Below are 24,343 nucleotides of genomic sequence, written 5' to 3'. Positions count from 1 at the left end.
ATTGGCATTCGCCACGAATATAGATACGATGCTAATCATTAGCTTGCTATCTATATGTAGGTTTAATGAAATCCTCCACCTTCCAGCTCCCTGATTTCTGGCAGGCGACGTTGACCCCGTCCCGTAGCGATCTGCTGTTTGCCTTGCGCAACATGATCGCCGGCGGGGTCGCGTTGTACCTGGCCTTCTGTTTTGAATTGCAGCAACCGCAGTGGGCCCTGACCACCGTATTTATCGTGGGCCAGTCCACCAGCGGCATGGTCCTGGCCAAAGGCGCCTATCGGCTGGTGGGTACGTTTGTCGGGGCCATGGTTTCCATTGCGATGATCGGCGTGTTTGGCCAGGCGCCGTTGTTGTTCCTGCTGTGCATGGCGCTGTGGCTGGCGTTCTGTACCACCGGGGCTTCGTTGCTGCGCAATCACGCGTCCTATGGGTTTGTGCTGGCGGGTTACACCACGGCGATTATTGCGCTACCCGCTACGGCGGCACCGCTGGGAGTGTTCGATGAGGCGGTGGCACGCTGCCAGGAGATCAGCCTGGGGATTCTTTGTGCTTCCATCGCCAGTACGATTCTGTGGCCGCGCCGGGTCGAGCAGGTGCTGGCGGTTCAGGCGCGCGCCGCCTGGCAGGCCGGGGTGCGGGCTGCCGCTTCGGAGCTGTTGGGTACCGACCAGCGTAAAGGCTTGCTCGAAGCATTGAGCCGCCTGGTGGCGGTGGACAGCCAGCGCGACCATGCCTGGTTTGAAGGGCCCAAGGGCCGGCGCCGCTCCCAGGCCTTGCGGGTGCTCAGCCGTGATCTGCTTAGCCTGCTGCGGGCGGCGCGGGGCGTGGCGCGCCAGCGGATGATGCTCGATGAAACGGCGGCGGTCGGGCCACTGATTGAAGCGGTGGCTTCGGCGTTGCAGCAGGAGCGTCTTGATGAACTGCCCGAGTTGTCTCAACGGCTTGGCCTGGCGTTGCAGGATCCGCAGCTTGGCCAAGAGGCGCACTTTTGCCTGGTGCAACTGGCGCAGGTGTTGCGCTTGATTGAGCTGGGTGCATTGACGCTGTCGGCGGTCGAGCAGGGCAGGGTGCCGCCCGGCGCACCGGGGGCGATGTCCTGGCACCGGGATATCGAGCAGGGGGTGCTTGGCGGGCTGCGCAGTGCGTTGGCGTTTCTGGCGGTCGCGGCGTTCTGGATCTTTACGGCATGGCCTTCGGGTTTGGGCGCGGTATCGATTTGTGGCGTGGTGTTGAGCCTGTTTGCAGCGCGGGAAAACCCGTCGGCTTCCAGCCTTAACTTCCTCAAGGGCATAGCGCTGTCGATCCCGGTGGCCGGTTTTGTGTGCTTCGTGCTGTTGCCCGGCTTCGATGGCTTTCCCTTGTTATGCCTGGCGTTGGGAGTGCCGCTGTTTTTCGCCTCGTTGTGCATGAGCCGCCTCAAGCTGGCGGCCACGGCCTCGGCGTTCTGCATCTTTTTCGTCAACAACGTAGGGCCCAGCAATGTGATGACCTATGACTTCGCCGCGTTCCTCAACAAGGCCATCGCGACGCTGGTGGGGGTCGGGATTGCCGTGGTGGTGTTTCGGCTGATCCAGCTCAATCCCGGCGAGCATCACTATCGGCGGATGTTCAAGGCTTCATTGTTCGACCTGGCGCAATTGACTTCCCGTCCCCTGGAGCAGGCTGAAAGCTGGTTTGGCGGGCGCATGGCGGACCGGCTGATTCGCTTGTCGCGCTACAGCGAAACCTTGCCTGCCGATCGCCGTGTCCACTGGGATAACGGATTGCTGGGGCTGGACCTGGGGGATGAGTTGCTGGAGTTGCGCGCCTGCCTGGCGGGCAGCCGGGGTGCGTTGGCGATTGAGCGCGATCGCTATTTGCGGGCATTGGAGTCGGTGTTGGAGGAGGGTGGACCGAGCGTGGCGAATGAGTCGCTGATGGATGCGGCCAGCGTTGCGATGCTTGAAGCGCTTGAACAGCCTTCGGGATTGGCGGAGCAGGATCGGGAAATGGCCAGGGCGGCGGTGCTGCAACTGCGGTTTACGTGGCGTAAGTGGTGTCGGCGGGGGATGTAGGCGCTGGCAAGCCAGCGCCTACACGGGGCATTACTCGGCGATCTGCAACTTGCGCGCCTCGGTGTACACGTAGCGCACCTTTTCATACTCGAACGGCGAGTTCATCTGGCCGTAGCGGAAGCTGGTCTGGTAGCGCTTGTCGACGGCGCGCAGGGCCCAGATTTCCGGGTGGTTTTCGCTGACCTTGGACACGTTCAGGAAGTTGATCTCGGTCTCGGCGCCGTAGTCCACCAGCAGGCCGGTGGTATCCCGCAGGTTCGACGGACCAAACAGCGGCAGCACCAGGTAGGCGCCGCCCGGTACACCGTAGAAGCCCAGGGTCTGGCCGAAGTCTTCGCTCTGGCGCGGCAGGCCCATGGCGGTGGCCGGGTCCCACAGACCGGCGATGCCGATGGTGGTATTGAGCAGCAGGCGCCCGGTGGTTTCCAGGGAACGATGGCCCTTGAGCTGCAGCAGGCTGTTCAGCAGGTTGGGTACATCCCCGAGGTTGTTGAAGAAGTTGCTGACGCCGGTACGCAGGAAGCTCGGGGTGACATAGCGGTAACCGTCCACCACGGGCAGGAACACCCACTGGTCGAAGCGGTAGTTGAAGTGGTAGACCCGGCGGTTCCACGACTCCAGCGGGTCGTAGACATTCAGGGCGTTGACCGACGAGCGCTCGAACTCACGCTGGTCCAGGCCAGGGTTGAACTTGAGGTGGCTCAGGGGCTCCTTAAAGCCGTCGGAGTCCACTACGGTTGGCGTGTGGGCCTTGCTGTTGTCGGCATTGGCCACGCCCGCGCACATCAGGGCGGCGAGCAGCAGAAGATATTTAGCCACGGAAGAACTCCAGCATGGCGTCGGCGTTGACGCGGTAGTTGAGGTTGCCGCAATGGCCGCCCAGGGGGTAGACGGTCAAGCGATCGCCGAAGGTTTTACGCAGGAAGCCCAGGTCGCCAGGGCCCAGGATCACGTCGTCGGCGTTGTGCATGACGGCGATTTTCGGGCTGTCGTGCAGGTAGTCCTTGAGGGCATACAGGCTGACCTGGTCAACCAGTTGCAGCAGGCTGCCGCCGTCGGAACGGGCGCGCCACATCGGGATCACCTGTTCGGTGAGGTAGCAGTCGAAGTCGCACTGCAGCGCACGCTTGAGGAACGGCGTGAGGCTGGTGCCTTCGCTGATCGGGTACTTGGGCGGGATGATCAGGCCGCGACGGTTGATCAGGTCCGAGGTGAAGGCAATGTCGGCCGCCGAGAAGCGGAACGAAGTGCCGATCAGCATCGCCATCTGTTCGTTGGTCAGGTGTTCCTTGGAGTTCTGGAAGTCGTAGAGCAGGGCATCGTTGAGGTCGATGTAGCCCTTTTGCTGGAAGTAGCGGGTCAGCTTGTTCAACACCAGCTCATAGAAGGTGGTGCTGTTGTTGATGCCCTTCACCTCGGTCTGCACCAGCTTGTCGAGGTTGGTGATCGAGGTATAGAGGTTGACCGGCGGGTTCAGCAGCAGGACTTTCTTGAAGTTGAAGCTGCGACGGGTTTCATCCAGCTTGCTGACAAAGGCTGCGTCGAGGGCGCCGAGGCTGTAGCCGGTGAGGTAGAAGTCGGTCACGGGCAGCGTCGGGTTTTGCGCGCGTACGGCCTGCATCACGCGGTACATGTCTTCGGCGTCTTCCTGGCTGATGCCGGGAGTGGCGAAGCGCGAGGCGGCGGCGATGAAGTCGAAGCTGGTGGGGGACGACAGCTGGACGACGTGGTAACCGGCCTTGTAGTACAGCTTTTTCAGGTATTCGTTGATGGTGCTGTCAAAGCGTGCGCCGGTGCCGGCGATCAGGAAGATCAGCGGTGCGGCACGGTCCTGCTTGGCGATGCGGTAGGTGAGTTTCTTCACCGCCCAGAAGTTGTCAGGCAGGCTGAACTCGCGCTCGGGGCGCATCGTCAGGGTGTAGTCGGACTGATTGATTTGATCGTCCGATGGCAGTTCCGGCCGCAGGTTCGGCGGGGTGGTGGCGATGGTCGCTTCAAACGGGTTGGTCAAAGGGTAGCCATAGCTGGCTTGGTCGATATCGACCGCCAGTGCTGACGCACTCAGAAAAAGGCTGCCCAACAGGGCCGCACAGCGCAAGGAACGGAGCATGACTAAATCCCTAAGAGGAAAACGTGCTGAAGTGGAGTTCGCAGGCTATGACCACCGCGTTGCTGCCGAAGTGCCAGCCTTCGGCACTAAAAGTCGGAAAAAACGTCGGAATCGGGGTAATAGTAGCGAGACGATACACTTTGGCACGCCTTAATGAACACTTATCTGTTTGCAAAACTTGCCAACGGCCACCGGGGGATTAAGCTGGGCGCCGTTTTCGCCTATCGGAGTGCCTCATGTCCCGCCGTTTTCCGCTGATCCTGTTGCTTATTGCCCTGCCGCTTTGGCTGGCCGCCAGTTATGGCGCGCGTTACGGATTCATGGAGGATGGCCGTTGGGTGGGCATTTGCGCTGACGAAGCCAGCCGCTGGGAATGCCAGGTGCGTTCCAACCTGGGGTTGATGATTCACTTCAAGGTGCTGGGCTGGGCGGCGCTGGTCACGGCGGTGCTGGCGTTTTTCGTGCCGGGCCGGGCCGGGTGGGGTTTGGCGGTGTTGGCGCTGGTGTTCGGGTTTCCGGCGTTGGCGTTGTACAACACGACGTTTGCGGTGTTTGCGGTGGTGATTGCGGGGTTGCGGTTGGTCCGTAAGCCTCGCGTTGCCTGACAGGGCCTCTTCGCGAGCAAGCCCGCTCCCACATTTGACCGAGTACATCCCTTGGAATGCGGTCGAGTGTGGGAGATTCTATGGTTGAGGGGCAACCCTCAACCAACCTTTGGTTGGTATTCGCTTTGTCCTTTTAGCAAGGCAAATACCACTCGAGCAAGCTTGCGGGCCAGCATTACCAGCACCTGAGTGGTGCTGTAACCCCGCGCCCGTTGCGCTTGATAAAACTCCTTCCATGCAGCCGTTCGGCTAGCTGCCATCGCTGCGTTGTGCAAAAGACGCCGAGCTTCTGAGTCGCCACGTTTGCTCAAGCTACGACGATTATCTTTCTGTCCTGACTTAGAAACGCGTAAATCCATGCCCAAGAAGGCGATGAAAGCGTCTGCGTTTCTAAAATCACCTCGTTGAAAGCTAGTAACCAAGCGGGCTCCAGTCAAAAAACCGATACCTTCAACTTTCAAGCAACGCTTTAGCTGATCCGACAGTCCAGCTTCTTTCAGGCGATCACCGATCATCTTTTCAATCAGGCCTTCTAGCTTTTGCATCGACTTCACCTGCTCGGTAAAAGAGGCCTTCAGTAACGGCTCATTCGCCCAGCTTTGAGTCAGGCTGACGCGTGCCTGGACCAGCGCCGCCCGGCGGCGGAAAAGACTCAAAAGCTGGCGATACAGAGGAGATGGCGGCGTCCAGGGACGAAGTTCATCGGCTTCGTTTTTTAAATAGCGAGCGAGCAATTTGGCATCCTGGGCGTCGGTTTTAGCCCGGATATTCACACCTTTACGATAATGGCTGAGCTCATATCCACCCACCATGTAGATCACGCAGCCAGCTTCATAGGCGAGATCAGCGAACTCCAAGTGATAGATGTTGGTAGCTTCAATCGCAACTGCCACGGTGCCCGGTAGGGCCTTCAGCCATTTTTTAATGGCGGTTTTGTTGTTCGGGATTACTTCCAGCAGATCGAGTTCGGCGTGGTAAATCACCAGCTCATTTTTAGCAACATCGACGCCAACGATCGGCTTTGAGACAGGAACTGGCATTGCCATGGGACTTCCTCCGGGCTATGGTTTTGAGCACTTGAAGGGCTCACCCAGAGGCGCAGGCTTGTTCCTATCGTCGGTCATAGCCAGATGCATTCTTTATCGGCGCTTGGGTGAAAGGAGGAGGGGCGAAATCTCCCACGGTCTGTACTGCGCCAACAGTCAGAATCGGGCTTTGTCCCTCCTCCTCCCTTCAAGTCCTAGCATACAAGCGGGCTTGCTCGCGAAAGCGGTCTTAAGCCTTGCGCACCCGCAAGCAACGCCACAATGCTAGGACCATGAGCAGGCTCACCACCGCCCAACCCCACGCCTGCTGGTTCATCACCCCTTCACGGAACAACTGCGGCGCAATACCGGCACCGATGATGAACGCCAGCAACGCAATCTCCCGCCGCAGCCCGCTCACCGGACGCACCAGGTACACCAGCGCTGGCAGCACCAGCGCGGCACTCGGGAAGCTGCGGTAACGCGGGTCAAATACCAGCGCCAGCATCATGACCGCACCGGCAAACCCGGCGATTGCCACCAGCCAGCCAGCGCGCTGCTCCAGCCAGTTGAAGGCGCGTTCGCGCCAACCTTCTCGCGCACTCAACGCCAGGGCGGCGTGAGCCAGTACCGCAAGGTTCAAGGCCACCAGCAATCCAGCCCACACCCACTCATCCGTGAAGCGCGCGGTGACCCGGTTCAACTCGGCCCAGGTGCCGATCGAGCAGGCCGCCACGGCGCCCAGCAATGGCAACAACAACGCAGCCCGGGCCGTGCGCACGCGGCCACCCAGCAGCAGCGTGCCCAGCAGGATAATCCCGCCAACCCCCAGCCACAGCGGCCAGTACGGCACATTGGTCACCGGGCCGGCGAGCACGCCCTTGTCCTGGCGATCCGCATCAAACAGGCCCCAGTAACCACCCACCGCCCCTTCACTGGCACGTTTCCACGGCTGGTCAAAGGCTTCGATCAGGTTGTAGTGCCAGCCATTGGCCTCGGCCATGGCCACGAACCCGCGCATGAATTTCGCTTCGTTGACCCGGCTCGGCACCGCCGTTTCCCGCTGGCGGCCTTCGCTCGGCCAGCCGGTCTCGCCGATCATCACGTCCTTGGGGGCGAACTTGTTGCCGAAGGTCTGGCGCACATCGCCCACGTGCTTGAGCGCCTGGTCGATGCCCGAGGGGTCATCTTCCCAGTACGGCAGCAGGTGGATGGTCAGGAAGTCCACGGCCGGGGCGATTTCCGGGTGTTGCAGCCAGAACTCCCACACATCGGCGTAGGTGACCGGTTGCTTGATATGGTCCTTGACGTGATGGATCAACTTGACCAACTGCGCGGCAGTAACTTCCTTGCGCAGCAGGGTTTCGTTGCCGACGATCACCGAGGTGACGACGTCGGGGTTGGCATTGGCCGAAGCGATCAGTGCCTCGACTTCCTTGGCGGTGGCCACCGGATCACTGCTGACCCATGCGCCGCTCATCAGCTTCAGGCCGTGTTTGCGCGCCAGTGCCGGCAAGTCTTCAAGGCCGGTCTGGGAGTAGGTGCGAATGCATTCGAAACGGGTGGCCAGCAACGCCAGGTCGGCGTCCATGCGCTCGGGGCGCAGTTTGAACGGCTGGTCGAACGGCGACTGGTCTTTGTCGAAGGGCGTGTAGGACGCACATTGCAGCTTGTGGCTGGCGCTGGCCACGTCCGGCAGCACCACCGGTTGGCCAAGGCCGTACCAATAGCCGCCGAGGGCCAGCACACCGAGGATCAGGGCAAATAAATAGGGCAGGAGCGGGAAACGTGCAGTCGCGGGCATGATCAGGCCGTCTGGGGGCAAAGGCGCGCATCTTACCCGGATTTGAGCCGTCCCAGTGGGGCCGCATAATTTTGACATGCAAAGTTCGGGCGGGATCGTCGGTGAATGTCCTACAAATCATCCTGCTGGCGATGTGATGTCGTTTCTTGCTTACCTGAGGTCGCAGTCAGAGCAGGTCGCTTGTGGCAGCAGGTTGATGATCGAAGTGTCAGCCCTCCACTGATGAGGCACCCACGTGATCGATGCGCGTGAAGGGGGCGCGGTGCACCACATAACAACAGGTTGACGTCGCTCGGCATCCGCCGGGCGCAGCACTTTCGGGGAAGCACTATGAAGATGCGACGACTCTTGGGCGCAGCTGCCACTCTGGTAGTTGCGATGAGCTCCACACTGGCCAGCGCCGACAGCAAAACCCTGAGCATCGGCTATGTGGATGGCTGGTCGGACAGTGTCGCCACCACCCACGTGGCGGCAGAAGTGATCAAGCAAAAGCTCGGTTATGACGTGAAACTGCAAGCGGTCGCCACCGGGATCATGTGGCAAGGCGTGGCCACCGGCAAACTCGACGCCATGCTCTCCGCCTGGTTGCCGGTGACCCACGGTGAATACTGGGCCAAGAACAAGGACAAGGTGGTCGACTACGGCCCCAACTTCAAGGACGCCAAGATCGGCCTGATCGTGCCTGAGTACGTGAAAGCCAAATCCATCGAAGACCTCAAGACCGACACCACCTTCAAGAACAAGATCGTGGGTATCGACGCCGGTTCAGGTGTGATGCTCAAGACCGACGAAGCAATCAAGGCCTATGGCCTGGACTACAAGCTGCAAGCCAGCTCGGGCGCGGCGATGATCGCCGAGTTGACCCGTGCCGAAGACAAACAGGAATCCATTGCGGTCACCGGCTGGGTGCCACACTGGATGTTCGCCAAGTGGAAACTGCGTTTCCTGGACGACCCAAAAGGAATTTATGGTGCTGCTGAGACCGTCAACAGCATCGGCAGCAAAGGCCTGGAAAAGAAAGCCCCGGAAGTCGTGGCGTTCCTGAAGAAATTCCAGTGGGCCTCCAAGGATGAAATCGGCGAAGTCATGCTGGCGATCCAGGAGGGCGCCAAGCCTGAAGCGGCGGCCAAGGACTGGGTGGCCAAGCACCCTGAGCGCGTCGCCGAGTGGACCGCTAAATAAGGCGTTAAAACTGTAGGAGCGAGCTTGCTCGCGAAGAACGCAAGGGCACCGCGATCATCCAGAATGAACGCGTTACCGTTGACGTTTTTCGCGAGCAAGCTCGCTCCTACAATTGTTTCTGCACACCCGTAAACCCTCGCTACACTCCTTCTACTACTAAGGTCGTCTGGAACCTGTTCCTCAGCCGCATACAGTGGATATGTTCCAATAATAAAAAGCTGTGCTGCGAGGATAAAAACAATGAACGACAGCATTTACCTCTCGATTCAAAACAGCCCGCGTTTCAAGGAGCTGGTTAGTAAAAGGGAAAGATTCGCCTGGATTCTCTCGGCAATCATGCTTGGGCTTTACTCCGCTTTCATTCTTCTGATTGCCTATGGGCCGCAAATACTGGGGGCCAAGATCAGCCCCGGTTCGTCCATCACGTGGGGGATCCCGATCGGGGTCGGGCTGATTGTGTCGGCCTTCGTCCTCACCGGCATCTATGTACGACGCGCCAACGGCGAATTCGACGACCTGAACAATGCGATTCTCAAGGAGGCTGCGCAATGATCCGTCGTCTATTGGCTGTACTCGGCGCTTCGGCCTTTGCACCTGCCGTTTGGGCGGCCGATGCATTGACCGGCGAAGTGCATAAACAACCGCTGAATATCGCAGCGATCCTGATGTTCGTGGCCTTTGTTGGCGCGACCTTGTGCATCACCTACTGGGCGTCCAAGCGCAACAAGTCGGCGGCCGACTACTATGCGGCCGGCGGCAAGATCACCGGGTTCCAGAACGGTTTGGCGATTGCCGGTGACTACATGTCGGCGGCGTCCTTCCTGGGGATTTCCGCGCTGGTGTTCACCTCCGGCTACGACGGCCTGATCTACTCGATCGGCTTCCTGGTGGGCTGGCCGATCATTCTGTTCCTGATCGCCGAGCGCCTGCGTAACCTGGGCAAATACACCTTTGCCGACGTGGCGTCCTATCGCCTGGGGCAAACCCAGATCCGCAGCCTGTCGGCGTGCGGCTCTTTGGTGGTGGTGGCGTTCTACCTGATCGCGCAGATGGTTGGCGCGGGCAAGCTGATCCAGCTGCTGTTCGGCCTGGATTATCACGTCGCGGTGATCCTGGTAGGCATCCTGATGTGCCTCTATGTGTTGTTCGGCGGCATGCTGGCGACCACCTGGGTGCAGATCATCAAGGCAGTGCTGTTGCTGTCCGGTGCCTCGTTCATGGCGCTGATGGTGATGAAACACGTCAACTTCGACTTCAACATGCTGTTTGCCGAGGCGATCAAGGTTCACCCTAAAGGTGAAGCGATCATGAGCCCGGGCGGTCTGGTGAAAGACCCGATTTCGGCGTTCTCCCTCGGCCTGGCACTGATGTTCGGTACCGCCGGCCTGCCGCACATCCTGATGCGCTTCTTCACTGTGAGTGACGCAAAGGAAGCTCGCAAGAGCGTGCTGTATGCCACTGGCTTCATCGGCTACTTCTATATCCTGACCTTCATCATCGGCTTCGGCGCGATCCTGCTGGTCAGCACCAACCCGGCGTTCAAGGATGCTGCAGGTGCCTTGCTCGGCGGTAACAACATGGCGGCGGTGCACCTGGCCAACGCGGTGGGCGGCAGTATCTTCCTGGGCTTCATCTCGGCCGTGGCGTTTGCCACCATCCTGGCAGTGGTTGCCGGTTTGACCCTCGCGGGTGCTTCGGCGGTGTCCCATGACCTGTACGCCAGCGTGATCAAGAAAGGCAAGGCCAACGAGAAGGATGAGATTCGCGTATCGAAGATCACCACCATCGCCCTGGCAGTACTGGCGATTGGCTTGGGCATCCTGTTTGAAAGCCAGAACATCGCGTTCATGGTGGGCCTGGCGTTCTCCATTGCGGCCAGCTGTAACTTCCCGGTGCTGCTGCTTTCCATGTACTGGAAAAACCTCACCACCCGCGGTGCGATGATTGGTGGCTGGCTGGGCTTGATCAGTGCCGTTGGCCTGATGATCCTCGGCCCAACCATCTGGGTCTCGATCCTGCACCATGAGAAGGCGATCTTCCCTTACGAGTACCCGGCGCTGTTCTCGATGATCATTGCGTTCATCGGCATCTGGTTCTTCTCCATCACCGACAAGTCGGCGGCGGCAGAGAAGGAACGTGCGCTGTACTTCCCGCAGTTTGTGCGTTCGCAGACTGGCCTGGGGGCGAGTGGGGCGGTTAGCCACTAAGCCCATAACAGTTACAAAAAAATGCCCCGGTCGTGAGATCGGGGCTTTTTTTTGCCTTTATTGGTAACAGATACGACAAAACTGTTTCTCAAATCCGGCACAAATAAAAACGGCCTCCCTATCAAAGGAGGCCGTTTTCGGTGTAGCCAAGTAGCGATCAGCTTACTTGCGGTCTTCCAGCTTGGTGATGTCACGCGACTCGTAGCCAGTGTACAGCTGGCGCGGACGGCCAATCTTGTACGGGCTGGAGAGCATTTCTTTCCAGTGGGAGATCCAGCCCACGGTCCGCGCCAGGGCGAAGATCACGGTGAACATGCTGGTTGGAATGCCGATCGCCTTGAGGATGATCCCCGAGTAGAAGTCGACGTTCGGGTACAGCGAGCGCTCGATGAAGTACGGGTCGGTCAGGGCGATCTCTTCCAGGCGCATGGCCAGTTCGAGTTGCGGATCGTTCTTGATGCCCAGTTCCTTCAACACTTCGTCGCAGGTCTTCTTCATTACGGTGGCGCGCGGGTCGCGGTTCTTGTAGACCCGGTGACCGAAGCCCATCAACTTGAACGGATCGTTCTTGTCCTTGGCCTTGGCGATGAACTTGTCGATGTTCGAGACATCGCCGATTTCATCGAGCATGGTCAATACGGCTTCGTTCGCGCCGCCGTGGGCAGGGCCCCACAGTGCGGCGATACCGGCGGCGATACAAGCGAACGGGTTGGCGCCCGAGGAGCCCGCCAGGCGCACGGTAGAGGTCGAGGCGTTCTGTTCGTGGTCGGCGTGGAGGATGAAGATCTTGTCCATCGCGGCGGCCAGCACCGGGCTGATCGGTTTGATCTCGCACGGGGTGTTGAACATCATGTGCAGGAAGTTTTCCGCGTACGTCAGGTCGTTGCGCGGGTACATCATGGGTTGACCCATGGAGTACTTGTAAACCATTGCGGCCAGGGTCGGCATCTTGGCAACCAGGCGGATCGCGGAGATTTCGCGATGCTGCGGGTTATTGATGTCCAGGGAGTCGTGATAGAAGGCCGACAGGGCGCCGACTACGCCGCACATGACGGCCATCGGGTGGGCGTCGCGACGGAAGCCGTTGAAGAAGGTCTTCAACTGCTCGTGAACCATGGTGTGGTTCTTCACGGTGCTGACAAACTGGGCCTTTTGCTCAGCTGTTGGCAATTCGCCATTAAGCAGCAGGTAGCAGGTTTCCAGGTAGTCCGACTGTTCAGCAAGCTGTTCGATCGGGTAGCCGCGGTGCAGCAGGATACCGTTATCACCGTCGATATAGGTGATCTTCGACTCGCATGAGGCGGTCGACATGAAGCCTGGGTCGAATGTAAAACGGCCCGTGGCCGTCAGGCCCCGTACGTCGATAACATCGGGACCAACGGTGCCGGTTAAAATGGGCAGCTCGACGGGGGCTGCGCCCTCGATGATCAACTGCGCTTTTTTGTCAGCCATGTGGCCTCCTATTTATGCTTCAAATCATCAGACAGACCCCCCACGCAGGGCCCGCACCACTATAGTGAGATAAATTCAGATGTCAATTTGCCTAAAGTCTTGCTCCAGAAGGCTTTAACCGTACTTTTTCCTCGAAATTACCTGCCATTTACGCCTTTTATGCCGCCAGCGCAATGCGCTATTAGGGTGAGGAGTGCGCGTTGTCATTAGTTGCCTAACTGTCTATACTCGGCCTCCGACCGCCAGGGGCTTTTGGGCCCGTTTTGATGGGGGTCGCACTCCCTGGGTGGTGGTTACCTGACCAGTGCACTCCCCAACAACTTTGCCCTGATTGTTAGGGGCTCTTCAGTGTGAAAAAAAGCCGTGAATAGCCAACGACCTGTAAACCTAGACCTAAGGACCATCAAACTCCCCATCACCGGCGTAACGTCGTTCCTGCACCGTGTATCCGGCATCATCCTGTTTCTTGGCCTGGGCATCATGCTTTATGCATTGAGCAAATCCCTGGGTTCGGAAGAAGGGTACGCCGAGGTGAAGGCATGCTTGACCAGTCCGCTGGCCAAATTCGTCGCCTGGGGCCTCCTGTCCGCTCTGCTTTATCACCTTGTGGCCGGTATTCGCCACTTGATCATGGACATGGGTATCGGTGAGACGCTGGAAGGCGGCAAGCTGGGCTCGAAAATCGTCATCGCCATTTCCGTGGTGCTGATCGTTCTGGCGGGAGTTTGGATATGGTAACCAGCGTTACGAACCTGTCGCGTTCGGGCCTCTATGACTGGATGGCGCAACGTGTGTCTGCGGTTGTTCTCGCGGCTTATTTCATCTTCCTGATCGGGTACCTCGCGGCGAACCCTGGCATTGGCTACGCCCAATGGCACGGCCTGTTCGCTCACAACGGGATGCGCATCTTCAGTCTGCTGGCCCTTGTAGCCCTGGGCGCTCACGCCTGGGTTGGCATGTGGACCATCGCGACCGACTACCTGACGCCGATGGCGCTGGGCAAGTCCGCGACAGCAGTACGGTTTCTCTTCCAGGCAGTATGCGGCGTCGCGATGTTCGCTTACTTCGTCTGGGGTGTGCAGATTCTTTGGGGTATCTGATTCATGGCTAACACAGTTAATACGCTTTCATTCGACGCCATCATCATTGGCGGCGGCGGTGCCGGCATGCGCGCTGCGCTGCAACTGGCCCAAGGCGGTCACAAGACTGCCGTGATCACCAAGGTGTTCCCGACCCGTTCCCACACCGTTTCGGCCCAGGGTGGCATCACGTGCGCCATCGCCTCCGCCGATCCAAACGATGACTGGCGCTGGCACATGTACGATACCGTCAAGGGTTCCGACTATATCGGTGACCAGGACGCTATCGAATACATGTGCTCCGTAGGCCCGGAAGCGGTCTTCGAGCTGGAACACATGGGTCTGCCGTTCTCCCGTACCGAACAGGGTCGCATCTACCAGCGTCCGTTCGGCGGTCAGTCGAAAGACTTCGGTAAGGGTGGCCAGGCCGCTCGTACCTGTGCCGCAGCCGACCGTACCGGTCACGCGCTGTTGCACACCCTGTACCAGGCCAACCTGAAGGCCGGCACCGTATTCCTCAACGAATACTACGGCGTCGACCTGGTGAAGAACGAAGACGGTGCCTTTGTAGGCATGATCGTTATCTGCATCGAAACCGGCGAAACCTCTTACGTGCGGGCTAATGCCACCGTATTGGCGACCGGCGGTGCAGGCCGTATCTACTCTTCGACTACCAACGCCCTGATCAACACCGGTGACGGTATCGGCATGGCCCTGCGTGCAGGCGTTCCGGTACAGGACATCGAAATGTGGCAGTTCCACCCGACCGGCATCGCCGGCGCCGGTGTACTGGTTACAGAAGGTTGCCGTGGTGAAGGTGGTTACCTGATCAACAAGAACGGCGAGCGCTTCATGGAGCGTTATGCTCCGAACGCCAAAGACCTTGCCGGTCGTGACGTTGTAGCCCGTTCCATGGTTAAAGAGATCATCGCCGGTAACGGCTGTGGTCCCGATGGCGACCACGTGATGCTGAAGCTCGATCACCTCGGTGAAGAAGTGCTGCACAGCCGTCTGCCAGGCATCATGGAGCTGTCCAAGACCTTTGCTCACGTTGACCCGGCTGTTGCGCCGATCCCGGTTGTTCCAACTTGCCACTATATGATGGGCGGCGTTGCCACCAACATTCATGGCCAGGCGATCACCCAGGACGCCGACGGTGTCGACCAGATCATCCCAGGTCTGTTCGCGGTAGGTGAAGTGGCGTGCGTATCGGTTCACGGTGCCAACCGCCTGGGTGGCAACTCGCTGCTCGACCTGGTGGTATTCGGTCGCGCCGCCGGCCTGTTCCTGGAACAGACCCTGAAGGAAGGCGTTGATTACGCGCGTCCACGCCAGTCCGACATCGACGCTGCCCTGGCACGTCTGGATGGCCTGAACTCGCGTACCGATGGCGAAGACGTTGCCTCCCTGCGCAAAGAGCTGCAAAGCTGCATGCAGAACTACTTCGGTGTGTTCCGTACCGGCGAATACATGCAGAAAGGTATCGCCCAGCTGGCTGACCTGCGTACGCGCATCGCCAACGTCAAGATCAACGACAAGAGCCAGGCGTTCAACACCGCTCGAATCGAAGCCCTTGAGCTGCAAAACCTGCTGGAAGTGGCTGAAGCGACTGCGATCGCCGCCGAGGTTCGTAAAGAATCCCGTGGTGCTCACGCTCGTGAAGACTATGAAGACCGCGACGACGAAAACTGGTTGTGCCACACCCTGTACTTCCCGGGTGACAAGCGCGTAACCAAGCGTGCCGTGAACTTCTCGCCGAAGACGGTTCCGACGTTTGAACCGAAGATTCGGACTTACTAAGGGTGGCTGCCATGTTGAAAGTCAGTGTTTATCGCTACAACCCTGATCAGGACGCTGCGCCGTTCATGCAGGAATTCCAGGTCGATACCGGTGGTAAGGACCTGATGGTGCTGGACGTGCTGGCCCTGGTTAAAGAGCAGGACGAAGGTTTCTCCTATCGTCGCTCTTGCCGTGAGGGTGTCTGCGGCTCCGACGGCATGAACATCAACGGCAAGAACGGCCTGGCGTGCATCACGCCGCTGTCTTCCGTGGTGAAAGGCAACAAGTTGGTTGTTCGTCCGCTGCCAGGTTTGCCGGTTATCCGTGACCTGGTCGTCGATATGAGCATCTTCTACAAGCAATACGAGAAGGTTAAGCCATTCCTGCAGAACGACACGCCGGCTCCGGCCATCGAGCGTCTGCAGACTCCGGAAGAGCGCGAGAAGCTGGACGGTCTGTACGAGTGCATCCTGTGCGCTTGCTGCTCGACTTCCTGCCCGTCCTTCTGGTGGAACCCCGACAAGTTCCTGGGCCCAGCTGCCCTGCTGCAAGCGTACCGCTTCCTGGCAGACAGCCGTGACACCAAGACTGCCGAGCGTCTGGCTTCGCTGGATGACCCGTTCAGCGTATTCCGCTGCCGCGGGATCATGAACTGCGTCAACGTATGTCCCAAAGGCCTGAACCCGACTAAGGCCATTGGTCACGTACGTAGCATGCTGCTGCAAAGCGGCGTGTAACCGACGTTGTAGTAAAAGCAGGACCGTTGTGCCCGTAGATGCTACGGCGCAGGCTTCAACCGGCGCCGTAGTTTTAACTTGAGCAGCGACTTACAAAGACGCGGCTCTTATTTTGAAGAAATGAGACAAGCAGGGGCATTCGGGTTGGTACCCGAACTATCAGCGTGATCCTAAGTGGCTTGTTTTGGTCGCTGCACTTGGCCTTTTGCAAGCAAACTCGGTGTTTTCGCCGGTGGTGTCCCCAAATCGAGGGTGACCAAGCATGCAAGAAAGCGTGATGCAGCGCATGTGGAACAGCGGCTATCTTTCAGGTGGTAACGCTGCCTATGTGGAAGAGCTTTATGAGCTCTACCTGCACGACCCTAACGCTGTGCCAGAAGAATGGCGCACCAAATTTCAGACGTTGTCTTCAGACGGCAACGCTGCCACCGATGTATCGCACGCAACAATTCGCGATCAGTTCGTGCTGCTGGCAAAGAACCAGCGCCGCGCCCAGCCGGTTTCTGCCGCAAGCGTGAGCAGTGAGCACGAGAAGAAGCAAGTTGAAGTACTGCGACTGATCCAGGCCTACCGTATGCGTGGCCACCAGGCAGCCCAGCTTGACCCGCTGGGGCTGTGGCAGCGTCCTGCACCTGCAGACCTGTCGATCAATCATTACGGCTTGACCAATGCCGATCTTGATACGACCTTCCGTGCCGGCGACCTGTTCATCGGCAAAGAGGAAGCGAGCCTACGCGAAATTCACGAAGCGTTGCAGCAGACATATTGCCGCACCATCGGTGCCGAATTTACGCACATCACTGATTCCGAGCAGCGCCACTGGTTCCAGCACCGCCTTGAAGGCGTGCGTGGTCGCCCGGTGCTGTCTGCGGACGTCAAGAGCCACTTGCTCGAGCGCGTCACTGCAGCGGAAGGCCTGGAAAAATACCTGGGCACCAAATACCCGGGCACCAAGCGTTTCGGCCTGGAAGGCGGCGAAAGCCTGATCCCGATGCTCGACGAGCTGATCCAGCGTTCCGGTTCCTACGGCACCAAGGAAATCGTGATCGGCATGGCCCACCGTGGCCGCTTGAACGTGCTGGTCAACACCTTCGGCAAGAACCCGCGCGAGCTGTTCGACGAGTTCGAAGGCAAGAAGAAGGTCGAGCTGGGTTCCGGTGACGTTAAATATCACCAGGGCTTCTCGTCCAACGTAATGACCACCGGCGGTGAAGTTCACCTGGCCATGGCGTTCAACCCATCCCACCTGGAGATCGTTTCTCCAGTGGTCGAGGGGTCGGTACGTGCGCGCCAGGATCGTCGTAACGATTCCACCGGTGAGAAGGTGCTGCCGATTTCCATCCACGGTGACGCGGCGTTCGCCGGTCAGGGTGTGGTCCTGGAAACCTTCCAGATGTCGCAGACTCGCGGCTTCAAGACCGGCGGTACCGTTCACATCGTCATCAACAACCAGGTGGGCTTCACCATCAGCAACCCGCTGGACGCACGCTCTACCGAGTACGCGACCGACGTTGCCAAGATGATCCAGGCGCCGATCCTCCATGTGAATGGTGATGATCCGGAAGCCGTGTTGTTCGTGACCCAGTTGGCCATCGATTACCGCATGCAGTTCAAGCGTGACGTGGTCATCGACCTGGTCTGCTACCGTCGTCGCGGTCACAACGAAGCGGATGAGCCTAGCGGCACCCAACCGTTGATGTACCAGCAAATCACCAAGCAGCGCACCACCCGCGAGCTGTATGCCGATAGCCTGATCAAGGCCGGCGTGGTGGACGATGCACGTGTTCAGGCGAAGATCGATGAATACCGCAACGCGCTGGACAACGGCCTGCATGTCGTGAAAAGCCTGGTTAAAGAGCCGAACAAAGAGCTGTTCGTTGACTGGCGTCCGTACCTGGGCCACGCCTGGACTGCGCGTCACGACACCTCGTTCGATCTGAAAACCCTGCAGGAACTGTCGGCCAAGCTGCTGGAAATCCCAGACGGTTTCGTCGTACAGCGCCAGGTTGCGAAGATCTACGAAGACCGTCAGAAGATGCAAGCCGGCGGCCTGCCGATCAACTGGGGTTACGCTGAAACCATGGCGTACGCGACCCTGGCGTTCGAAGGTCACCCGATCCGCATGACCGGCCAGGACATCGGCCGCGGTACGTTCTCGCACCGTCACGCTGTGTTGCACAACCAGAAAGACGCGGGCACCTACATCCCGTTGCAGAACCTGTACGAAGGCCAGCCACGTTTCGACCTGTACGATTCGTTCCTGTCCGAAGAAGCCGTACTGGCGTTCGAATACGGTTACTCGACCACCACGCCTCAGGCGCTGGTGATCTGGGAAGCCCAGTTCGGCGACTTCGCCAACGGTGCCCAGGTGGTTATCGACCAGTTCATCACCAGCGGCGAGCACAAGTGGGGCCGTCTGTGCGGTCTGACCATGCTGCTGCCACACGGTTATGAAGGTCAGGGTCCGGAGCACTCCTCGGCCCGTCTGGAGCGTTACCTGCAATTGTGCGCCGAGCACAACATCCAGGTGTGCGTGCCGACTACCCCGGCCCAGATCTACCACTTGCTACGTCGCCAGGTGATCCGCCCGCTGCGCAAGCCGCTGGTAGTGCTGACGCCGAAATCGCTGCTGCGTCATAAATTGGCCATCTCGACCCTGGAAGATCTGGCGGATGGTTCGTTCCAGACCGTTATTTCAGAAATCGATACCCTCGACGCGGCCAAGGTCACTCGCCTGATCCTGTGCAGCGGCAAGGTTTACTACGATTTGCTGGAAAAACGCCGTGCCGAAGGCCGCGAAGACATCGCCATCGTGCGGATCGAGCAGCTTTACCCGTTCCCGGAAGACGACCTGATGGAGGCCATCGCGCCTTACACCAACCTCACCAATGTGGTGTGGTGTCAGGAAGAACCGATGAACCAGGGCGCGTGGTACAGCAGCCAGCATCATCTGCGTCGCAGCATCGGCAATCACAAACAGGCACTGGGCCTGGAGTACGCCGGTCGTGATGCTTCCGCTGCACCTGCGTGTGGTTATGCGTCGATGCACGCCGAGCAGCAGGAAAAACTGCTGCAAGATGCTTTCACTGTTTAACGCCTTCGCGCTGACTGAAACCGAATTTTAAGGACCCACAGATAATGGCTATCGAAATCAAAGCCCCGTCATTCCCGGAATCGGTTGCCGATGGCACCGTTGCCACCTGGCACAAGAAACCAGGCGAGGCCGTCAAGCGTGACGACCTGATCGTCGACATCGAAACCGACAAGGTCGTGCTCGAAGTGTTGGCTGAAGCTGACGGCGTGCTGGGCGCAATCGTTGCCGAAGAAGGCGCTACCGTCCTGTCGAACCAGGTACTGGGCTCGATCGAAGAGGGCGGTGCCGCTGCCGCTGCTCCTGCTCCTGCCGCCGCTGCGGCACCGGCTGCTGCCGCAGCTCCAGCTGCTGCACCGGCTGCGGGTGGCGAAGATCCAATCGCTGCACCGGCTGCGCGTCAGCTGGCTGACGAAAACGGCATCAACCTGGCGTCCATCAAGGGCACCGGCAAAGATGGCCGTGTGACCAAGGAAGACGTGGTTGCCGCCGTTGAAGCCAAGAAAAACGCTCCAGCTGCTGCGCCTGCCAAGGCTGCTGCCCCGGCTGCCGCTGCTCCTGTGTTCGCCGCTGGCGACCGCACCGAGAAGCGCGTACCGATGACCCGCGTGCGTGCCACCGTGGCCAAGCGCCTGGTTGAAGCACAGTCGAACATGGCGATGCTGACTACTTTCAACGAAGTCGACATGACCGAAGTCATGGCCCTGCGTTCGAAGTACAAGGACCTGTTCGAGAAGTCCCACAACGGCGTACGCCTGGGCTTCATGTCGTTCTTCGTGAAAGCGGCCACCGAAGCGCTGAAACGCTTCCCGGCAGTCAACGCTTCCATCGACGGCGGCGACATCGTTTACCACGGTTATGCTGACGTCGGCGTTGCCGTCTCCAGCGACCGTGGCCTGGTGGTACCGGTTCTGCGTAACGCCGAGCTGATGAGCCTGGCTGAAATCGAAGGCGGCATCGCCAACTTCGGCAAGAAAGCCCGTGACGGCAAACTGACCATCGACGAGATGACCGGTGGTACCTTCACCATCACCAACGGTGGTACTTTCGGTTCGATGATGTCGACTCCGATCGTCAACCCGCCACAAGCTGCGATCCTGGGCATGCACAACATTCTGCAGCGTCCTATGGCGATCAACGGCCAAGTGGTTATCCGCCCGATGATGTACCTGGCGCTGTCGTACGATCACCGCCTGATCGATGGTAAAGAAGCCGTGACTTTCCTGGTGACCATCAAGAACCTGCTGGAAGACCCGGCTCGTCTGCTGCTGGATATCTGATAAAGCGGCGGTGCGCCGTACCACCCGGTCTGCCGCGAGGCAGGCCGGAGTGCGGCTCACGGCTTGAAGCTTTTAGCTAAAGAGGATTTTTTTTCATGTCGCAGAAATTTGACGTTGTAGTGATTGGCGCAGGCCCTGGCGGCTACGTTGCCGCCATCAAGGCCGCACAACTGGGCCTCTCGACTGCTTGCATCGAAAAATACACCGACAAGGAAGGCAAACTGGCGCTGGGCGGTACTTGCCTGAACGTTGGCTGCATTCCTTCCAAGGCGCTGCTGGACAGCTCCTGGAAATTCCACGAAGCGCAAGACGGTTTTGCCATCCACGGCATCAACCACGCTGGCGTGACCATGGACGTGCCAGCGATGGTCGGCCGCAAGGCCAACATCGTTAAAGGCCTGACTTCCGGCGTTGCTACCCTGTTCAAGGCCAACGGCGTTACTTCCCTGCAAGGCCACGGCAAACTGCTGGCCGGCAAGAAAGTTGAAATCACCAAGCCTGACGGTTCGACCGAAATCATCGAAGCCGAGAACGTGATCCTGGCTCCAGGTTCGCGTCCAATCGACATTCCACCGGCTCCGGTTGACCAGAACGTGATCGTTGATTCGACCGGCGCCCTGGAATTCCAAGCGGTTCCAAAACGTCTGGGCGTGATCGGCGCTGGCGTGATCGGCCTGGAACTGGGTTCGGTCTGGTCCCGCCTGGGTTCCGAAGTGACCGTGCTGGAAGCCCTGGACACGTTCCTGCTGGCTGCCGACACCGCAGTGTCCAAAGAAGCGCTGAAAACCCTGACCAAACAAGGTCTGGACATCAAGCTGGGCGCTCGTGTTACCGGTTCCAAGGTTAACGGCGAAGAAGTTGTCGTGACCTACACCGACAAGGATGGCGAACAGACCATCACTTTCGACAAGCTGATCGTAGCCGTTGGTCGCCGTCCGGTGACCACTGACCTGCTGGCTTCCGACAGCGGCGTGAACATCGACGAGCGTGGTTTCATCCACGTTGACGATCACTGCGCTACCACCGTGCCGGGCGTCTACGCCATTGGCGACGTGGTTCGCGGCATGATGCTGGCGCACAAGGCTTCCGAAGAAGGCATCATGGTTGTCGAGCGCATCAAGGGTCACAAGACCCAGATGAACTACGACCTGATCCCGTCGGTTATCTACACCCACCCGGAAATTGCATGGGTCGGCAAGAACGAACAGCAGTTGAAAGCTGAAGGCGTTGAAGTTAACGTCGGCACCTTCCCGTTTGCCGCTTCTGGCCGTGCCATGGCAGCCAACGACACCGGTGGTTTTGTCAAAGTCATCGCTGATGCCAAGACTGACCGCGTATTGGGCGTCCATGTGATCGGCCCAGGCGCAGCAGAACTGGTTCAGCAAGGCGCAATCGGTATGGAATTCGGCACCAGCGCCGAAGACATCGGCATGATGGTTTTCTCCCATCCGACCCTGTCCGAAGCGCTGCACGAAGCCGCGTTGGCAGTGAATGGCCATGCCATCCACATCGCCAACAAGAAGAAGCGCTAAGCGAGATAATAAGAAACCACGGCGGTTGCCCGTCGTGAGCCTTGTGCGCAAGACTCACCGCGGAATATCCGCTGGACGCAGTCTTGCGCAGTTTCACCACCCAGGGTTCAGGCCTTTGGTGGTTTGACTGTGCAAGCAGCAGTCACAGGTGGCGCGGCACTCAATAAAGAGCGCAGCGCCGAATGCGCAGTACCTAACGAAGACGGTAATAAGCATGAATCTTCACGAGTATCAGGGTAAGCAGCTGTTCGCTGAATACGGCCTGCCAGTATCCAAGGGTTACGCAGTAGACACCCCGGAAGCAGCAGCAGAAGCTTGCGACAAAATCGGCGGCACCGAGTGGGTTGTCAAAGCCCAGGTCCACGCTGGTGGTCGCGGTAAAGCGGGCGGCGTTAAGCTGGTTCGCAGCAAAGAAGACGCCAAAGCCTTCGCTCAGCAGTGGCTGGGCAAGCGTCTGGTGACTTACCAGACTGATGCCAATGGCCAGCCAGTCACCAAGATCCTGGTTGAATCGTGCACTGATATCGCTAAAGAGCTGTACCTGGGCGCTGTCGTTGACCGTTCGAGCCGTCGCATCGTGTTCATGGCCTCCACCGAAGGTGGTGTGGACATTGAGAAGATCGCTGAAGAAACCCCAGAAAAAATTCTGAAAGCCACTATCGATCCACTGGTTGGCGCTCAGCCATTCCAGGGTCGCGAGCTGGCATTCCAGTTGGGTCTGGAAGGCAAGCAAGTTGCCCAGTTCGCCAAGATCTTCGTAGGTCTGGCCAAACTGTTCCAGGATCACGATCTGGCCCTGCTGGAAGTGAACCCGCTGGTGATCAAGGCCGACGGCGATCTGCATTGCCTCGATGCCAAGATCAACATCGACGCCAACGCCATGTACCGTCAGCCTAAGCTGAAGACTTTCCACGATCCGTCGCAAGACGATCCGCGCGAAGCGCACGCTGCCAAGTTCGAACTGAACTACGTAGCCCTGGAAGGTAACATCGGTTGCATGGTCAACGGTGCTGGCCTGGCCATGGGTACCATGGACATCGTCAACCTGCATGGCGGCAAACCAGCCAACTTCCTCGACGTAGGCGGCGGTGCCACCAAAGAACGCGTTACCGAAGCGTTCAAGATCATCCTGTCCGACTCCAACGTCGCTGCAGTACTGGTCAACATCTTCGGCGGCATCGTTCGTTGCGACATGATTGCCGAAGGCATCATCGGTGCAGTGAAAGAAGTCGGCGTTAAAATCCCGGTTGTTGTGCGCCTTGAAGGTAACAACGCTGAACTGGGCGCTAAAGTACTGGCAGAAAGCGGTTTGAACATCATCGCTGCTACCAGCCTGACCGACGCTGCTCAACAAGTTGTCAAAGCTGCGGAGGGCAAATAATGAGCGTCCTGATCAATAAAGACACCAAGGTTATCTGCCAGGGTATTACCGGTTCCCAAGGTAGTTTCCACACCCAGCAAGCCATCGAATACGGCACCAAGATGGTGGGTGGCGTTACTCCTGGTAAAGGCGGCACCGAGCACCTGGGCCTGCCAGTGTTCAACACCGTGAAAGATGCTGTAGCTGCCACTGGCGCCACCGCCAGCGTGATCTACGTTCCAGCTCCTTTCTGCAAGGACTCCATCCTGGAAGCAGCATTCGGCGGCATCAAGCTGATCGTTTGCATCACCGAAGGCATTCCTACCCTGGACATGCTGGACGCTAAAGTTAAGTGCGACGAGCTGGGCGTAGTCCTGATCGGCCCTAACTGCCCAGGCGTGATCACTCCAGGCGAATGCAAGATCGGCATCATGCCAGGTCACATTCACTTGCCAGGTAAAGTCGGTATCGTTTCCCGTTCCGGCACCCTGACCTACGAAGCTGTCAAGCAGACTACTGACGCCGGTTTCGGTCAGTCGACTTGCGTCGGCATCGGCGGTGACCCGATCCCAGGCTCGAACTTCATCGACATCCTGAAGCTGTTCCAGGAAGACCCGAAGACCGAAGCGATCGTAATGATCGGTGAGATCGGCGGTTCGGCTGAAGAAGAAGCGGCTGCCTACATCAAGGCACACGTGACCAAGCCGGTTGTTTCCTACATCGCTGGTGTGACTGCCCCTGCTGGCAAGCGCATGGGCCATGCTGGCGCAATCATCTCTGGCGGCAAGGGTACTGCAGACGAGAAGTTTGCTGCCCTGGAAGACGCAGGCGTTAAAACCGTGCGTTCGCTGGCAGACATCGGCAAGGCTTTGTCCGAGCTGACCGGTTGGGCTGTCAAGTAAGCCTCGCGCTTAACTGACGCTTCACCCCACAAAGGCCACCTTCGGGTGGCCTTTGTGCATTCTGAAGGTTGGTGGAGATCAACATGTGGGAGCGGGCTTGCTCGCGAAAGCGGTGTGTCAGTCAGCTCATGAGTGGCTGAT

Annotated in this window: 19 protein-coding genes; 14 read left to right on the top strand and 5 right to left on the bottom strand. The window is 58.9% G+C overall.

Going from position 1 to position 24,343, the window contains the following annotated elements; all coding sequences use genetic code 11:
• The first annotated feature begins 65 nt into the window (after positions 1 to 65).
• Complete coding sequence (locus tag C0058_RS23235; RefSeq protein WP_102369649.1) at positions 66 to 2,057, top strand: FUSC family protein; 1,992 nt, start codon at positions 66 to 68, stop codon at positions 2,055 to 2,057.
• Positions 2,058 to 2,087: 30 nt separating this feature from the next.
• Here C0058_RS23235 and C0058_RS23230 read toward each other — a convergent pair whose 3' ends face one another.
• Together C0058_RS23230 and C0058_RS23225 are read right to left on the bottom strand one after the other, a co-directional pair.
• Entirely contained in the window at positions 2,088 to 2,876 is a 789-nt protein-coding gene (locus tag C0058_RS23230) for a VacJ family lipoprotein (protein ID WP_003210582.1), read from the bottom strand.
• Positions 2,869 to 4,167: a hypothetical protein gene (locus C0058_RS23225; RefSeq protein WP_003210581.1), complete on the bottom strand. Its 1,299-nt coding sequence runs from the start codon at positions 4,165 to 4,167 to the stop codon at positions 2,869 to 2,871. The genes C0058_RS23230 and C0058_RS23225 overlap by 8 nt, the downstream gene beginning before the upstream one ends.
• 236 nt (positions 4,168 to 4,403) lie before the next feature.
• Between C0058_RS23225 and C0058_RS23220 the strand changes: the two genes are divergently transcribed.
• Positions 4,404 to 4,772, top strand: coding sequence for a hypothetical protein (locus C0058_RS23220; RefSeq protein WP_003210580.1), 369 nt, complete (start codon positions 4,404 to 4,406; stop codon positions 4,770 to 4,772).
• A gap of 98 nt (positions 4,773 to 4,870) precedes the next feature.
• On the opposite strand, the gene C0058_RS23215 is transcribed toward C0058_RS23220, so the two are convergent.
• Both C0058_RS23215 and C0058_RS23210 read right to left on the bottom strand, forming a co-directional pair.
• Positions 4,871 to 5,812: an IS110 family transposase gene (locus C0058_RS23215; RefSeq protein ID WP_371316509.1), complete on the bottom strand. Its 942-nt coding sequence runs from the start codon at positions 5,810 to 5,812 to the stop codon at positions 4,871 to 4,873.
• A 235-nt stretch (positions 5,813 to 6,047) separates the two neighbouring features.
• Positions 6,048 to 7,601 (bottom strand): glycosyl hydrolase family 17 protein, encoded by a 1,554-nt coding sequence (locus C0058_RS23210; protein ID WP_102370292.1) that lies wholly within the window; start codon positions 7,599 to 7,601, stop codon positions 6,048 to 6,050.
• 330 nt (positions 7,602 to 7,931) lie between these two features.
• Between C0058_RS23210 and C0058_RS23205 the strand changes: the two genes are divergently transcribed.
• The 3 genes from C0058_RS23205 (at position 7,932) to C0058_RS23190 (ending at position 10,990) form a co-directional block, all read left to right on the top strand.
• Positions 7,932 to 8,783, top strand: a complete 852-nt coding sequence (locus C0058_RS23205) for a glycine betaine ABC transporter substrate-binding protein (protein ID WP_008433997.1) — start codon at positions 7,932 to 7,934, stop codon at positions 8,781 to 8,783.
• Between the two features lie 240 nt (positions 8,784 to 9,023).
• Positions 9,024 to 9,335 (top strand): DUF485 domain-containing protein, encoded by a 312-nt coding sequence (locus C0058_RS23195; RefSeq protein ID WP_003210577.1) that lies wholly within the window; start codon positions 9,024 to 9,026, stop codon positions 9,333 to 9,335.
• Entirely contained in the window at positions 9,332 to 10,990 is a 1,659-nt protein-coding gene (locus C0058_RS23190; protein WP_003210576.1) for a cation acetate symporter, read from the top strand. The genes C0058_RS23195 and C0058_RS23190 overlap by 4 nt, the downstream gene beginning before the upstream one ends.
• 162 nt (positions 10,991 to 11,152) lie before the next feature.
• Here the strand turns inward: C0058_RS23190 and gltA are convergent, their stop codons facing one another.
• Positions 11,153 to 12,442 carry a citrate synthase gene (gltA, locus tag C0058_RS23185; RefSeq protein ID WP_003210575.1) on the bottom strand — a complete coding sequence of 430 codons (1,290 nt, stop codon included), beginning with the start codon at positions 12,440 to 12,442 and terminating at the stop codon, positions 11,153 to 11,155.
• Positions 12,443 to 12,805: 363 nt separating this feature from the next.
• Between gltA and sdhC the strand changes: the two genes are divergently transcribed.
• From sdhC to sucD, 9 genes are all read left to right on the top strand, one after another.
• Positions 12,806 to 13,180: a succinate dehydrogenase, cytochrome b556 subunit gene (gene sdhC / locus C0058_RS23180; RefSeq protein WP_008433998.1), complete on the top strand. Its 375-nt coding sequence runs from the start codon at positions 12,806 to 12,808 to the stop codon at positions 13,178 to 13,180.
• A complete protein-coding gene (sdhD, locus tag C0058_RS23175; protein ID WP_003210573.1) occupies positions 13,174 to 13,542 on the top strand; it encodes a succinate dehydrogenase, hydrophobic membrane anchor protein in 369 nt (122 codons plus the stop codon). The genes sdhC and sdhD overlap by 7 nt, the downstream gene beginning before the upstream one ends.
• A 3-nt stretch (positions 13,543 to 13,545) precedes the next feature.
• Positions 13,546 to 15,321 (top strand): succinate dehydrogenase flavoprotein subunit, encoded by a 1,776-nt coding sequence (gene sdhA, locus C0058_RS23170; protein WP_003210572.1) that lies wholly within the window; start codon positions 13,546 to 13,548, stop codon positions 15,319 to 15,321.
• Between the two features lie 11 nt (positions 15,322 to 15,332).
• On the top strand, positions 15,333 to 16,037 hold the full coding sequence (locus C0058_RS23165) for a succinate dehydrogenase iron-sulfur subunit (protein WP_003210571.1): 705 nt from the start codon (positions 15,333 to 15,335) through the stop codon (positions 16,035 to 16,037).
• A 262-nt stretch (positions 16,038 to 16,299) separates the two neighbouring features.
• Positions 16,300 to 19,131: a 2-oxoglutarate dehydrogenase E1 component gene (locus C0058_RS23160; protein ID WP_003210570.1), complete on the top strand. Its 2,832-nt coding sequence runs from the start codon at positions 16,300 to 16,302 to the stop codon at positions 19,129 to 19,131.
• A gap of 44 nt (positions 19,132 to 19,175) precedes the next feature.
• Positions 19,176 to 20,408: a 2-oxoglutarate dehydrogenase complex dihydrolipoyllysine-residue succinyltransferase gene (gene odhB / locus C0058_RS23155; RefSeq protein WP_008434003.1), complete on the top strand. Its 1,233-nt coding sequence runs from the start codon at positions 19,176 to 19,178 to the stop codon at positions 20,406 to 20,408.
• Between the two features lie 95 nt (positions 20,409 to 20,503).
• A complete protein-coding gene (lpdA, locus tag C0058_RS23150) occupies positions 20,504 to 21,940 on the top strand; it encodes a dihydrolipoyl dehydrogenase (protein ID WP_003210568.1) in 1,437 nt (478 codons plus the stop codon).
• Positions 21,941 to 22,154: 214 nt separating this feature from the next.
• A complete protein-coding gene (gene sucC / locus C0058_RS23145) occupies positions 22,155 to 23,321 on the top strand; it encodes an ADP-forming succinate--CoA ligase subunit beta (RefSeq protein ID WP_003210567.1) in 1,167 nt (388 codons plus the stop codon).
• Positions 23,321 to 24,202 carry a succinate--CoA ligase subunit alpha gene (gene sucD / locus C0058_RS23140; protein WP_003210566.1) on the top strand — a complete coding sequence of 294 codons (882 nt, stop codon included), beginning with the start codon at positions 23,321 to 23,323 and terminating at the stop codon, positions 24,200 to 24,202. The genes sucC and sucD overlap by 1 nt, the downstream gene beginning before the upstream one ends.
• Positions 24,203 to 24,343 lie beyond the last annotated feature (141 nt).

This window comes from Pseudomonas sp. NC02, assembly GCF_002874965.1.
Taxonomy (GTDB): Bacteria; Pseudomonadota; Gammaproteobacteria; order Pseudomonadales; family Pseudomonadaceae; genus Aquipseudomonas.
This window is presented reverse-complemented; position numbering and strand designations above follow the sequence as displayed.